Source organism: Nonomuraea sp. NPDC005983 (assembly GCF_040614375.1).
Lineage (GTDB): Bacteria > Actinomycetota > Actinomycetes > Streptosporangiales > Streptosporangiaceae > Nonomuraea.
The window spans coordinates 100,254-113,702 of the sequence record NZ_JBEXUP010000010.1 but is presented as its reverse complement, the minus strand read 5'-3'; the positions used below and the strand labels follow the sequence as shown (position 1 = coordinate 113,702).

Here is a 13,449-nt window from a genome sequence, read left to right as displayed (position 1 = left end):
AATGGTTGAATCCCAACCAAAAGGAATCCGTCAAATCAATGACGGGGTTTGTGCATCATGCACTGGCTTTTAGCACACTGTTGAGTTCTCAAGAAACGGACGCTTACTCCCCAGTCCTGCGAGAGGCGCTCATTTCGTTGTGTCTTTATTCTTTCAGCGACCGTATTTTCTGTCAAATTCGGCGCTTTCGGAATTTCAGACCCACCCCGTCTCCGGGGCAACCCCTCTAACTTACCAGGCCGCAGACATGCTACGAACCGGTGAGCCAGATGGGAGGGTGCCAACGTTCTACGACACAAGCCATGCCAAATCCACCTGAGTGGAGGAGGTTGGTTGCGCCGCACCGCGTCGGCTTCTAAAGATTAGCAGCGCTCCCGAGCACTCGGCACGCGTTCGTCAAGCTTCAAGGCCACAGATCGATCACGGGCGAACATAGACTCCCCACGTGAGCAGCAACCCGCCGCCAGTGGCGAAGAAGGTCCCGACTGAACGCACGCATCACGGCGACACCGTGATCGACGAATACGCGTGGCTGGCCGACAAGGACGATCCCGACACGGTCTCCTACCTGGAAGCGGAGAACGCGTTTCTCAAACAGGAGACCGCTCACCTCGCCGACCTGCAGGAACAGGTGTTCCAGGAGATCAAGGGGCGGACGCAGGAGACCGACCTGTCGGTGCCGAGCCGCAAGCGCGCGTGGTGGTACCTCACCCGCACCGAGGAGGGCAAGCAGTACGGCGTCTCCAGCCGTGTCCCCGCCGACGGCGACACGCCGCCGGAGATCACCCCCGGCGAGCGCCTGGACCAGGAGCAGGTCCTGCTCGACGGCAACGAGCTCGCCGGCGACAGCCCGTTCTTCTCCATCGGCACCAGCGCCGTCTCTCCCGACGGGAACATGCTGGCCTACTCGACCGACTTCAAGGGCGACGAGCGCTTCACGCTGAGGTTCAAGAACCTGGAGACCGGCGAGCTGCTCCCGGACGTGATCGAGGGCATCTTCTACGGCGGCGCCTGGTCGGCCGACGGCTCGACGTTCTTCTACACGCGGGTCGACGACGCCTGGCGTCCGTTCCAGGTCTATCGTCACACCCTCGGTACGCAGGACGACGTGCTGGTCTACGAGGAGGCGGACGAGCGCTTCTGGGTCGGCATCGGCCTCACCCGCAGCGAGAAGTACCTGGTCCTGGGCGCGGGCAGCAAGATCACCAGCGAGGTGCGGATCCTCGACGCGTCCGATCCCACGGGTGAGTTCCAGCTCGTGCGCCCGCGGACGACCGGCGTCGAGTACGGCGTCGAGCACGCCGGCGACTTCTTCTACGTCCTGCACAACGAGAACGCCGAGAACTTCGAGCTGGCGACGGCGCCCCTCCACGCGCCGGGCACGTGGACTCCGCTGATCGCCCACAGCGACGACACCCGACTCCTGGAGATCGACGCGTTCTCCGACCACGCGGTCGTGCACTTCCGCCGCGACGGGCTGACCGGCATCAGGGTGCTCCCGTACGAGAACGGCGGCGACGGCTGGCGGGACCGGGCCGAGGTGGCGTACGCGAGCGCCGCGTACGAGATCGAGTTCCCCGAGCCGCTCTACGACGTCAGCCCGGCGGGCAACCCCGAGTTCAGCACCGGCAGGCTGCGGCTGCACTACACCAGCATGATCACCCCGTCGAGCGTGTACGACTACGACCTGGCGACGCGCGAGCTGATCCTGCTCAAGCAGCGCCCGGTGCTCGGCGGCTTCGACCCGGCCGACTACGAGCAGTTCCGCGACTGGGCGACGGCCGAGGACGGCACGCGTGTCCCGATCTCGCTGGTCAAGCGCCGCGGCACGCAGACTCCCGCTCCCACCGTCCTGTACGGCTACGGCAGCTACGAGACCTCGATCGACCCGGGCTTCTCCGTCCCCAGGCTGTCGCTGCTCGACCGCGGGTTCGTGTTCGCCGTCGCGCACGTCAGGGGCGGCGGCGAGATGGGCAGGCGCTGGTACGAGGACGGCAAGCTCACCAGGAAGCGGAACACCTTCACCGACTTCGTCGCCGTGGCCAGGCACCTGAAGCAGGCCGGGTGGAGCGAGCGGCTGATCGCCAGGGGCGGGTCGGCGGGCGGGCTGCTGATGGGCGCCGTGGCGAATCTCGCTCCGGAGGAGTTCGCGGGCGTGGTGGCCGAGGTGCCGTTCGTGGACGCCCTGAACACGATCCTGGATCCGTCGTTGCCGCTGACTGTGATCGAATGGGACGAATGGGGCGATCCCCTGCACAACGCCGAGGTCTATGCCTACATGAAGAGCTACACCCCGTACGAGAACGTGGACGGCAGGCCGTACCCGCCGATTCTCGCCATCACCAGTCTCAACGACACTCGCGTGCTCTATCACGAGCCCGCGAAGTGGATCGCCCGGCTGCGTGCGACGGCGGGCGGCGGGCCGTTCCTGCTGAAGACGGAGATGGGGGCGGGGCACGGCGGGCGCAGCGGGCGCTACGACGCCTGGCGCGAAGAGGCCTTCGCGCTCTCGTGGATCATCGAAAGAGGCACCGCATGACATATCAGCCGGACGAGAACCGCTACGAGCGGCAGCCGTACAACCGGAGCGGGAGGAGCGGGCTGAAGCTGCCGGCCGTCTCGCTTGGGCTGTGGCACAACTTCGGCGACGACCGCCCGATCGAGAACTCCCGCGCGATCCTGCGCCGGGCGTTCGACCTCGGCGTGACGCACTTCGACCTGGCCAACAACTACGGAGTCCCGTACGGCTCGGCGGAGACGAACTTCGGCCGCATCTTCCGCGAAGATTTCTCCCGCTATCGGGACGAACTGATCATCTCCACCAAGGCCGGGTACGACATGTGGCCGGGCCCCTACGGCGAGTGGGGGTCGCGCAAGTACCTGCTCGCCAGCCTGGACCAGTCGCTCAAGCGGATGGACCTGGAGTACGTCGACATCTTCTACAGCCACCGCCCCGACCCCGACACGCCCCTCGAAGAGACGATGGGCGCGCTGGACCGGGCGGTGCGCTCGGGCAAGGCGCTGTACGCGGGCATCTCCAGCTACTCGCCCGAGCAGACCGCGCAGGCCGCCCGGATCATGCGGGAGCTGGGCACTCCGCTGCTCATCCACCAGCCGTCCTACTCCATGATCAACCGCTGGATCGAGGGCGGGCTGCTGGACGTCCTGGAGGAGGAGGGCATGGGGTGCATCGTGTACTCGCCGCTCGCCCAGGGCCTGCTGACCGACCGCTACCTGGAGGGGATCCCGACCGACTCGCGGGCCGCGACCAGCAGGTTCCTCAGCGCCGACGAGATCGACCGGGACCTGGCGCGCGACCTCAACGAGATCGCGAAGAGCAGGGGCCAGTCGCTGGCCCAGATGGCGCTGCTGTGGACGCTCAGGGATGCGCGGGTGACCAGCGTGCTGATCGGCGCGAGCAGCGTGAAGCAGCTGGAGGACAACGTCGCCTGCCTGCAAGGCCCGCCCTTCACCGAGGACGAGCTGCAGGCCATCGACAAGATCACGCGACGGGCCTCGTGATCCACGAGGCCGTCACAGGGCCTCGTGCCGCTGCAGGTAGGTGAACGAGGCCCAGCCCGGCAGCACCGGCAGCCAGAACGTGAGCAGCCGGTGCAGCAGGACGGCCGACGTGGCCAGCTCGGCGGGCAACCCCGCCACGGTGAGCCCCAGCGTGAGCGAGGCTTCGACCGCGCCCAGTCCACCAGGAGTGGGCGCGGCCGAGCCGATCGCGTTGGCCGTGAGGTAGACGACGGCGACGGCGGTGAAGTCGAGCGAGCCGCCGAAGGCCGCCACACAGGCGTCCAGGCAGCCCACGAAGGCGAGGGTGATCATCAGCGTGCCTGCGCAGCCCTCGATCACCTTGCGGGGCGACTGGAGCACGTCCAGCAGCCGCGGCAGGACGTTCGAGAACAGCGAGCGCATCCGGGCGGTGATGGCCCTGCGCAGGGGCGGCACGCCGAGCAGCGCCACCACCAGCACCGCCACCGCGAGCATCACCACGACGAGCCCGCGCGAGGGCGTGAACGAGGTGGCGGTGCTCGACCCGGTGATGTACGCGAACAGCAGCAGCAACGCGATGTGGAAGATCATCATGACGAGCTGCGACGCGCCCACGCTGGCCACCGCCAGCGCCGGGGAGATACCACGTTTCTGCAGGTAGCGGGTGTTGATCGCGACCCCGCCCACCGCGGCGGGCGCGACCAGCTTCACGAACGAGGACGCGAACTGCACGAGCACGGTCCGCCAGAGCGGCAGCGGCTCCGGCACGAAGCCCCTGAGCATGAGCGCGGCAGCGACGAAGCTGATGAACGAGGCGACCAGCGCCAGCCCCGACCAGGCCCAGTTGGCGGTGGTGATCACTCGCCCCACGTTCACCTGGCTGAGCTGGGAGAGCAGGATGTACGCGGCCAGCGTGCTGGCGATGATCGTGACGAGGGTGCGCGGCCTGAACCGCTCCAGCCGCACCTCCTCGACCTTCGCCTGCGGCTTGAGCGCCACGATCTCCTCGCGGAGCCTGGGGAGCAGCTGCTTGTCCTTCGACAGCGCCGAGCGCGTCTCGCGGGTGAGCGCGATGCGCTGGAGCAGCGGCATGGCGGCGGCGAGCGCGTCGGGCCCGATGACCGCCGCCGCGATGCGCACCGAGCGCTCGGCGCCCACGCGCAGCCCGAGGTAGGTGAGGAGCTGGGCGACGTCCAGCCTGAGCAGCAGGTCGCCGGCGGCGATCTCGCCGCTGCGGGCGTCGGTCAGCACGACCCGGCCCGCCCTGTCGAGGTGGATGCCGTCGCCGGTGAGCCGCCGGTGCGCGAGCCGCTGGATCTGCAGCAGCTCGACCTGCTCCCAGATCTGCGCGACCAGGTCGTCGTCGATCTCGGAGTCGGGGACCTCGTCGAGCGGGGTGGTCTCCAGGTGCTCGTAGGCGAGCAGCGCGGCCTCGGTGCCGATCTCGCTGGTGCCGAGCAGCCGCGGCGTGCTCGCGCCCGCCGCCTGCGCGGCGTACGCCATGAGCGCCTCGCGCTCCAGCTCGGCGCGGAGTGACCTGATGGCCCTGCGCCTGGTCTCCGAGTGCAGCCTGAAGCGCCGCCAGAGCCGGTAGGGCAGGCCGGCGACCTGCCTGTCGCGGTCGAGGACGGTGACGTCGAGGCTGCTGCCGTCCTTGAGCCCGATGGCGTAGCGGCGGCTGCCCTGGTGGTCGTCCTCGATGCGGCGGGCCGAGACCGGGGCGAAGGAGAGCTTGCGGAGCGAGGCGATCACCGCGTTGCCGGGCGGCCTGGTGTTGGGGCTGCCGACGCCGTACAGGGTGCCGTAGCCGATGACCATGCCGACCAGGACGGTGACGGCCGCGCCCGGCAGGGTGATCTGCCTGCCGGAGAAGAGGGCGAAGATGTCGAGCGCGATCACGGTCCACATGAGCGCGCGCCAGGTGGGCCTGCGCGAGATGCGGACCGCGGTCGCGTACGCGATGACCGAGGTGAGCAGCGTGTTCAGCGGCTCGATGGAGCGCCCGCCGGTCAGCAGCATGCGCAGGTCCTGGACGCTGCCCGTGACCAGCCACTGGCCGAGCAGGAAGGAGACGACCATGCCGACGATGGCGGCGATCAGCCCCTCGGCCACGCGCAGGCCGTCGCGGTGGAAGACCCGCTCGACGGCGAACGCCACGGGCACGATGAGCACCGCCGCGCCACCCAGGAACGTCGCGATGCGGCTGAGCAGGTCGGGGACGAGGGTGGTGCCCTCCTTGACGTCCGCCTCGAGGCCGTTGAGGGTCTGCTTGGCGACCAGGGCGAGCAGGATGACCGCGGTGAGCACGATCAGCGTGGAGAAGAACCGCAGCAGGTCGGAGGGGCGGCGCAGGCGCTGCGGCAGAAGCGGCTCGACTACGTAGACGTCCGCGTCAGCTTCAGCGCGCGCTTCGGCCACGGCTGGATCCCCTCCCGAGAGGCCCTCCGCGTCTTCACGTTCCCTGATATCGGCCACCGACAGCGATTCTGTACCTTCCCGGCCGGACCGTACGATCATTACCTTCCAGTGTCCTCAACCGTGACCTTGAGCGCCGCACCGGGTGCGAGTCGGGTCGGCTTCACCCGCAGGCTGCGCCTGGCAGGCTACACGGTGAAATTGGAACCCTTCACCTCTGATTTCTACCGCGAGGCCGGATCGTCCGCGCTGATGGGAAAGCAGGAATTCCGCATGCGGCGCCCCTCAGGCGGTCAACGGCAGGGCGCATAGGCTGTGAGCCATGCCGGGTGAATTGAGGGTTTTGGGGGCTTGTCCGCTGGACTGCCCTGACACCTGTTCCTGGGTGGTCACCGTCGAGGACGGCAAGGCCGTCAAGATGCGTGGCAACCCCGACCACCCCTACACCAGGGGCGCGCTCTGCGTGAAGGTCAACCGCTTCCTCGAGCACACCGAGGCGGCCGACCGCATCCTGTACCCCCTGCGTCGCACCGGCCCCAAGGGTTCGGGCCAGTTCGAGCGGATCACCTGGGACGAGGCGCTCGACGAGATCTCGGCCCGGCTGCGCGGCATCGTCGACGAGCACGGCGGCGAGGCCATCTGGCCGTACAACGGCACCGGGTCGCTCGGCTACCTCCAGGGCTGCGAGGGCGTGGCCGGGCGCCGGTTCTGGAACGTGCTCGGTGCGTCCAAGCACTGGCTGAACATCTGCTCGGCGGCGGGAAGCAGCGGGCTGACGCTCGCCAACGGCACGGCGGGCGGCATGGACCCGGAGAACTTCGCGCTGTCCAGGCTGATCCTGCTGTGGGGCACGAACACGCTGACCAGCGGCCACCACCTGTGGAAGTTCATCCAGGACGCGCGGGCGAACGGCGCGTACGTGGTGGCCATCGACCCGATCCGCACCAGGACGGCCGACCAGGCGGACGAGCACCTGGCGATCAGGCCGGGCACCGACGCGGCGCTCGCGCTCGGCCTGCTCAACGTGGTGCTCGCGGAGAACGCCCAGGACGAGGAGTTCCTCGCGGAGCACACGCAGGGATGGGAGCGCTTCCGCGAGGAGATCCTGAGATACCCGGTCGAGAGGGTGGCCGAGATCACCGGTATCCCGGCCGAGGACGTCCACAGGCTGGGGATGCGTCTCGCGCACACCCGGCCGACCGCGATCCGCGCCACCATGGGCATCCAGCGGCACGAGGGCGGGGGCGCCGCGATGCGGACGATCGCCGCGATCCCCGGCGTCACCGGCGACTGGCGGCACCCGGGCGGCGGGGTCGCGTACTCCACCAGCGGGCACGTCCACTTCGACATCGACACCCGCGACGACCTGCTGGAACGGCCGGTGCGGACGCTGGCCATGACCAGGCTCGCCTCCGAGCTGGACTCGGTGAAGTGCCTGTGGGTGTACGGCGCGAACCCGCTGGGTTCGACGTCCGACACCAACCGGATCAGGCGGCAGCTCGAACGCGAGGACCTGTTCACGGTCGTGATGGAGCACTTCCCCACCGACACCGTCGACTACGCCGACATCGTGCTGCCCGCGACCATGCAGACCGAGCACCTGGACCTCCACGCCGGTTACGGCCATCTCTACCTGCTGTGGAACGAGCCCGCCGTGGCGCCGCCCGGCGAGTGCCTGTCGACCACCGAGACGTTCCGCCGCCTGGCGGCGCACATGGGGATGACGGAGCCGTCGCTGTTCGACTCGGACCTGGAGCTGGCCGAGCAGCTTCTGGGCAGCGGGCATCCCTCGTTGGAGGGCGTCACGCTGGACCGGCTCCGCAAGGAGGGCTGGGTGCGGATGAACTACCCCAAGCCGTTCGCGCCGTTCGCCGAGGGCTTCCCGACCGCCTCCGGCCGGTTGCGCTTCCCCCCTCCCGGGAAGGCGTACGTGCCGTCGATGTCCGCGCGGACGGCTGGGAGCTCGCCGTACCGGCTGACGCTGATCAGCCCCGCCGCGCACACCTTCCTCAACACGATCTTCGGCAACAATCCGGAGTTGCGGCGGCGCGCGAAGGGGCCCGTGGTGCTGGTGAACCCGGCCGACGCCGAGGAGCGCGGGCTGGTGAGCGGGCAGCGGGTGCGGGTGCACAACGGCGGCGGCGAGTTCCTGGCGGACGTCGAGGTCAGCGACCGGGTGGCGCGGGGCGTGGTGGCCTCGCCGAAGGGGCACTGGCCCAAGCACAGCCCGGGCGGGTCGAACGTCAACGCGGTCGTGGAGGAGCGCGACGCCGACCTGGGCAAGGGGCCGGTTTACCACGACAACCTGGTCGAGGTCAGCCCTTGTGCCGGTCCATGAAGGCCACGATCAGGTCGAGCACCTGGGGGCCGTGAGGGCTGCGGAACAGGTCGGAGGCGTGCAGGCTGGCGCCCTTGACGACGTGCAGCTGGTTGTCGGGGGCCTTGGTGGCCGCGTCGTGGGACCGCTGCAGGTCCGTGGCGCCGCCGTAGCCGTCGTTCTCGCTGCCGATCTGCAGCAGCGGGACGGTCAGCCTGGACGCGTCAGCCAGGTCGATCGCCCCTGACAGGCCGACGACGCCCGCGACCTTGGAGCCCAGCTTCTCGGCCGCCGGCACCGCGCTCGTCGCCCCGATCGAGCCTCCCACCAGGAACAGCCGCTTGACGCCCTTCTCCTTGGACAGCCGCTCGCCCATGGCGACGGCGACGTCCTCGGGGAGGTCTGTGCGCTTCCTGGCGTACAGCAGCACGCGGTAGCCGGCCGCGACCAGGCGGTCGGAGAGCGGGCGCCAGTTGCACACGGTGCCGTTGCGCTCGTAGGTGATCACCACGCCGACCGGGCCGTGGCCCGTGATCACGCCGGGCATGTCGTCGCCGTAGGTGAAGATCTTGCCGTCCTTCTCGGTGAAGCAGCCCGAGACGTTCGGTCCGGTGGCCAACGGCACCGGGGTACTGGAGACGGGGGTGCTGGACGACGGGGTGCTGGACGACGGGGTGGCGGACGGCGCCGGGGCGGAGGACGAGGGCGGCGCGGGCGCGGCCTGATCGCTGGCCGTGCCCCCGCAGGCGGTCAGCACCAACATGATCCCCACCAGACCGACGACCCCGCGCATATCCGCCCTCTCCCGCACAACTATGTCTGAACTGACATAGTCTGTGGGCACCATACCCTTGGACGCACGATGACCTCAACGCTTGGATTCGCGATACTCGCCGTACTGGCACGCGGCGACCGCACCGGATACGACATCGCCGCCGTGATGCGGCGTCCCGTCGGCTACTTCTGGACCGCCGGGCACAGCCAGATCCACACCGAGCTGCAGAAGCTGCGCATCGCCGGGCTGGTGGGGTACGAGGCCGCGCACGGGCCGGGGCCGCAGGACAAGAAGGTCTACCACCTGACCCCCGAGGGGTCGGCGAAGCTGCGGGAATGGATCACCAAGCCGCCGCGTGAGCGTCCCGAGCGCGACGAGCTGGTGCTCAAGACGTACGCGGCGTGGCTGGCGGAGCCGGGGCTGGTCAGGCAGATGTTCACCGACCAACTGGCCGCGCACGAGGCGCGGCTGACCGAGTACGAGCGGGCCGAGGCGTCGTTCGGCGAGCCGCCGCCCTTCGGTGACCCGCGGTTCGGCAACTACGCGACGCTGCTGTGCGGGCTGGGCTACGAGCGGCACCGGGCCGAATGGTGCAGATGGATGATCGCCCAGCTCGGCACCGGCTCGTAGCTCCCCGGGTGGCCGCCCGGCTCGGCACCGGCTCGCAGCTTCCCGAGACCCGTTCGGCGCGGCACCCGCTCGCGGCTTCCCGGGGCCCGTTCGGCTCGCCGGTCAGCTGAGGGACAGCTTGTAGCCCTCGTGGGAGGCGGTGAAGCCGAGCGAGTCGTAGAAGCGGTGCGCGTCCGTGCGCGACTTGTCGGACGTGAGCTGGACCATCGCGCAGCCCCTCGCCCTGGCCCTGTCGACCGCCCATGTGATCATCTTGCGGCCGAGGCCCTGGCCGCGGGTGGAGGCGGCGACCCTGACGGCCTCGATCTGGCAGCGCTCCGCGCCCAGCCGGGACAGCCCCGCCAGGTAGGTCAGCTGCATCGTGCCGACCACCTTGCCGTCGTGCTCCGCCACGATCAGCTCGTCGTACGGGTCGGCGTCGATGCGCGCGAAGGCGGCCAGGTAGCGCTCGTCGTTCGGGTCGCCCTCGCGCCGGGCGCCGAGCGGGTCGTCGGCCAGCATCGCCACGATCGCCGGGACGTCGGCGGCGCGGGCCGCGCGGAACAGCAGCGACAGGACGTAGTGCGACTCCGACAGGCCGGGGTTGGACGGCAGGGACATCACCTTGCCGCTCGGGACGAAGCCCCTGCTCGCGTACAGGGCCCTGGCCGCCTTGTTCTGGTCGACAGCCCAGAGCTCGACCTCTTCGACCCCGTACGCCCTCGCCACGGTGAGGGACTCGTCCAGGAGCAGCCCACCCAGGCCGGCGCCTCTGACCTCGGGGGCGACCCACATGGACACGATGTGCGCCCGGCCGTTCTCCTTCCGGACGCAGACCAGCCCGACGTCGTGGCCGTGCTGGGCGGCCACCAACCACCGCGATTCCGGATTTTTCAGCCTTTCGGACCACATAGCCGCGTCGAAGGTGCTCTCCTTGTCGTACGACGAGGCGAACGCGTCCGGAGAGTCCTGGAGGGCCCGCAGCCGGATCGCGCGCAGCCGCTCCCTGTCGTCCGCGCCCAGCTCCTCGATCAGAGTTTCCCGCATGCCCGCATCATGTCAGGGCCCCTTCCGGTGCCGGTCACGGCGGGTAGGGGTGGAATCAGGGTCCGTCCCCGATGTGGTCCGGGGGTCTGGGGAGGCACTGTGGGGACATGAACGAAATCAGTCGACGCGATGAGGTGTCCCTGTCCGGTGCCGCGCTGCGCGGCGCCCCGTGGAAAGCCGCCGCCATCAGCGGCGGCGTGGTGAGCGCGGCCGGTTACGGCATGGGGCTGCTCACCGGCGGCGGGGACCTGGGATGGGCCCTGGGGCTGGGCATCAGCCTGTTCGCGCTGATCGCCGCGATCGGCGCAGTCTCCAAGCCGCACGAGGGCGACCGGGTGACCCGGCAGGCCAGGCTCTGGTCGCTGCGGCACCCGTGGAAGTTCTCGCTGCTGCCCGCCGGGATCGCCGCCGTGCTGGACTACCCGGTGCAGCTTGTACTGGACGGCGAGGGCGTCTTCGGCTCCGCTTGGGCGGCGGCCTGGCACGGCGCCCTGGTCTACCTGATCGCCGCCGTCGTCACGCTCACGATGTCGGGACGGGCCCGCCCGCAGCAGTGACCTCTGGGCGTCCGCGCCCTGTCAGCCGCCCTCGGCCACGCGCTTCAGCCCTTCGAGCGTCCTGACCATGTTCGCCCTGTTGTGGCCGGCCCGGTCGGGCACCTGCGTGACCAGGCGGCCGACTGTCTTCATCCACGGGCGCGCGATGTTCCAGGTCTTCTGCTCGACCAGGCAGCCGCCGGCTGTAGGGGTCAGGTCGAACCGCCAGATCGCGATGTCCATGACCCCGGCCGCCCGCACCTGGTAGGCGAACGTCCTGCCGGGCTCGGCGGCGGTGACCGTGCAGGTGGTGGACCAGCTCCGGGCGCCGTTGCGGTTGTCGCCGACGAACCTGGCGCCCGGCCTGGCCTCCTTGACCTCGCCGATCCACCGCGCGTTCAGGCATTCGGCGTTCCAGCTTGCAAGACTGTCGAAGTCGGTGATCACTTCGTACACCCGTTCCGGTGCAGCGGCGATCTCGATGCTCGCGGACGCGCTCGGTTCGCTCATAACGATCAGCTTCGCTGACCGAACCTTATTCTGACAAGGCTCGCTCGGCCTGGCTGCGACAGACGCAGAACTCGTTCCCCTCGGGGTCGAGCATGGTGACCCAGCCGACGCCGTTCTCCCGGCGATCGTCGAAGATGGTCGCGCCGAGGCCGAGCAGCCGCTCGACCTCCTGGTCGCGGCTCCGGCCCTCGGTGCCGTTGACGTCCAGGTGCACGCGGTTCTTCACGCTCTTGCCCTCGGGCACCCGGATGAACAGCAGGAACGGGTCGTGCTCGGTGCGGAGCATGACCTCGTCGTCGCCCGGCTGGTCACCCTCACCCAGCGGCAGGCCGGTGGCGGCGCTCCACCACGAGGCCAGCTTGTACGGGTCGGCGCAGTCGATGGTCACGGCATGGATCTCAATCACCCCGCCACCCAACCGCGACGCCGCCGAACGCGTCAACCCGGTCAGTGGGCGCTGGACGACAGGTTGAGGCCGACCACGCCGATCAGGATGGCGGCGATCGAGGCGATCCGGACGAGCGACACGTTGTCACCCATCGCGATCATGCCGAGCGCGGCCGTTCCCACGGCCCCGATGCCGGTCCAGACCGCGTACGCCGTCCCGACTTCCAGGGACCTGAGCGCGTACGACAGGAGGCCGAAGCTGAGCGCTCCGCTGACGAGGAAGGCGATGGTCCACCACAGGTGCGACAGGCCGTCGCTGAGCTTGAGCGACAGCGCCATGGCGACCTCGAACACGCCGGCGATGATGAGAACGAGCCAGACCATGACAACTCCCTGCGAGGACGAGACGGATACCGTCGCGTCGTCTTCGCGTTACCGGGTACGGCGCGTCTCGTCCGGGAGCATTCGGGCTCATCGGGTGAACGGCGCCGCGCGGCCGATCATTCCCGGCGGTCCCACCAGATGGTGACCCAGCGCTCGCGCGGGAGCGGCCACATGCCGAACTCCTCGGCCGTCTCGGCGACCTCGTCCGCCCGCGACTGGTCCAGGCAGAGCCGGCGGCAGGCGCTGACCGCGAGGTCGTGCAGGGTGGTGAACCGTTCGAGCGGCGCCTCCCGCTCCTCGACCCTGACCCCGTAGCCGAGGGCGGCGACCAGCGCGACGCAGTCTTCGGCGACGGGCCTGACCGGGCGGTCGACGCCGTGGAAGTGCTGCCAGAGAGGGGTCGTCCAGCTCATCGGGTGGCGGTGCGGCAGTTCGAGGACGACCCGCCGCCTGCTGTGGGCGTTCAGCGCACGCAGGAAGCCGGCCAGGTCGGGGACGTTGTAGACGACGTGCGCGCAGATGGTCACGTCGGCCTCGGGCAGCCCGCCCGCCACGTCGGGCCAGCACCCCTCGACCGCGGTCAGCGGGACGCCCAGCTTGTCGGCCCTGGTCGCCATCTCGGCGAGCATGGCGGGCGAGGTGTCGACGGCGTACAAGTGGCCGATCCGGTCACGCAGCGGGAGCGAGGAAGCTCCGGGGCCGGAGCCGACGTCCAGCAGCGTTCCGCCCTCGGGCAGGGCCTCCGCCAGGCGGGTCATGGTGGGGCCGTCGTCGGGCTCGGCGAGCGCCCTGTCGGTGCGCGCGGCGAAGCGTGCGGGCGAGTGACCCCAGGGGTCGGCCGGAGCCGCAGCCAAAATCTTCTCCGGGATGGCCCACGCCTCAAGGCGTTCTCGCCACCGATCGGCGAGTTCTGCTGCGTCCATGACATGAGCATGCCACGCATACCGGTGGTTACTCACGGGTAGCAT

At 69.6% G+C, this 13,449-nt stretch carries 12 protein-coding genes, 1 pseudogene and 1 riboswitch; of the genes and pseudogenes, 5 read left to right on the top strand and 8 right to left on the bottom strand.

Going from position 1 to position 13,449, the window contains the following annotated elements:
• Positions 1 to 445 precede the first annotated feature (445 nt).
• Positions 446 to 2,539 (top strand): S9 family peptidase, encoded by a 2,094-nt coding sequence (locus tag ABZ297_RS07925; protein WP_355341130.1) that lies wholly within the window; start codon positions 446 to 448, stop codon positions 2,537 to 2,539.
• Positions 2,536 to 3,522, top strand: coding sequence for an L-glyceraldehyde 3-phosphate reductase (gene mgrA, locus ABZ297_RS07920; RefSeq protein ID WP_355341128.1), 987 nt, complete (start codon positions 2,536 to 2,538; stop codon positions 3,520 to 3,522). Before ABZ297_RS07925 ends, mgrA begins: the two co-directional genes overlap by 4 nt.
• A gap of 12 nt (positions 3,523 to 3,534) precedes the next feature.
• Here mgrA and ABZ297_RS07915 read toward each other — a convergent pair whose 3' ends face one another.
• Complete coding sequence (locus ABZ297_RS07915; protein WP_355341125.1) at positions 3,535 to 5,919, bottom strand: flippase-like domain-containing protein; 2,385 nt, start codon at positions 5,917 to 5,919, stop codon at positions 3,535 to 3,537.
• 319 nt (positions 5,920 to 6,238) lie between these two features.
• Between ABZ297_RS07915 and ABZ297_RS07910 the strand changes: the two genes are divergently transcribed.
• The gene (locus tag ABZ297_RS07910; protein ID WP_355341122.1) at positions 6,239 to 8,254 is read left to right on the top strand and encodes a molybdopterin oxidoreductase family protein; all 2,016 of its coding nucleotides are present in this window, start codon (positions 6,239 to 6,241) and stop codon (positions 8,252 to 8,254) included.
• Here ABZ297_RS07910 and ABZ297_RS07905 read toward each other — a convergent pair.
• A complete protein-coding gene (locus ABZ297_RS07905; RefSeq protein ID WP_355341120.1) occupies positions 8,232 to 8,852 on the bottom strand; it encodes a hypothetical protein in 621 nt (206 codons plus the stop codon). The genes ABZ297_RS07910 and ABZ297_RS07905 overlap by 23 nt on opposite strands.
• A 243-nt stretch (positions 8,853 to 9,095) precedes the next feature.
• Here ABZ297_RS07905 and ABZ297_RS07900 point away from each other — a divergent pair, with 243 nt between their 5' ends.
• Positions 9,096 to 9,638, top strand: coding sequence for a helix-turn-helix transcriptional regulator (locus ABZ297_RS07900; RefSeq protein WP_355341117.1), 543 nt, complete (start codon positions 9,096 to 9,098; stop codon positions 9,636 to 9,638).
• Positions 9,639 to 9,740: 102 nt separating this feature from the next.
• Here the strand turns inward: ABZ297_RS07900 and ABZ297_RS07895 are convergent, their stop codons facing one another.
• Entirely contained in the window at positions 9,741 to 10,139 is a 399-nt protein-coding gene (locus ABZ297_RS07895; protein WP_355341144.1) for a GNAT family N-acetyltransferase, read from the bottom strand.
• Positions 10,140 to 10,253: 114 nt separating this feature from the next.
• Positions 10,254 to 10,664, bottom strand: a pseudogene (locus ABZ297_RS07890) (GNAT family N-acetyltransferase); the annotation flags it as partial.
• Between the two features lie 107 nt (positions 10,665 to 10,771).
• Here ABZ297_RS07890 and ABZ297_RS07885 point away from each other — a divergent pair.
• Positions 10,772 to 11,221, top strand: a complete 450-nt coding sequence (locus ABZ297_RS07885; protein ID WP_355341114.1) for a hypothetical protein — start codon at positions 10,772 to 10,774, stop codon at positions 11,219 to 11,221.
• A 21-nt stretch (positions 11,222 to 11,242) separates the two neighbouring features.
• On the opposite strand, the gene ABZ297_RS07880 is transcribed toward ABZ297_RS07885, so the two are convergent.
• The 4 genes from ABZ297_RS07880 to ABZ297_RS07865 form a co-directional block, all read right to left on the bottom strand.
• Complete coding sequence (locus tag ABZ297_RS07880; protein WP_355341111.1) at positions 11,243 to 11,710, bottom strand: SRPBCC family protein; 468 nt, start codon at positions 11,708 to 11,710, stop codon at positions 11,243 to 11,245.
• A 25-nt stretch (positions 11,711 to 11,735) separates the two neighbouring features.
• Complete coding sequence (locus ABZ297_RS07875) at positions 11,736 to 12,116, bottom strand: VOC family protein (RefSeq protein WP_355341108.1); 381 nt, start codon at positions 12,114 to 12,116, stop codon at positions 11,736 to 11,738.
• A 41-nt stretch (positions 12,117 to 12,157) separates the two neighbouring features.
• The gene (locus ABZ297_RS07870) at positions 12,158 to 12,481 is read right to left on the bottom strand and encodes a multidrug efflux SMR transporter (RefSeq protein WP_350812062.1); all 324 of its coding nucleotides are present in this window, start codon (positions 12,479 to 12,481) and stop codon (positions 12,158 to 12,160) included.
• Between the two features lie 31 nt (positions 12,482 to 12,512).
• A riboswitch (guanidine-III (ykkC-III) riboswitch) is annotated at positions 12,513 to 12,587 on the bottom strand.
• Between the two features lie 10 nt (positions 12,588 to 12,597).
• Positions 12,598 to 13,404 (bottom strand): methyltransferase domain-containing protein, encoded by an 807-nt coding sequence (locus tag ABZ297_RS07865; RefSeq protein ID WP_355341105.1) that lies wholly within the window; start codon positions 13,402 to 13,404, stop codon positions 12,598 to 12,600.
• Between the last annotated feature and the right edge of the window lie 45 nt (positions 13,405 to 13,449).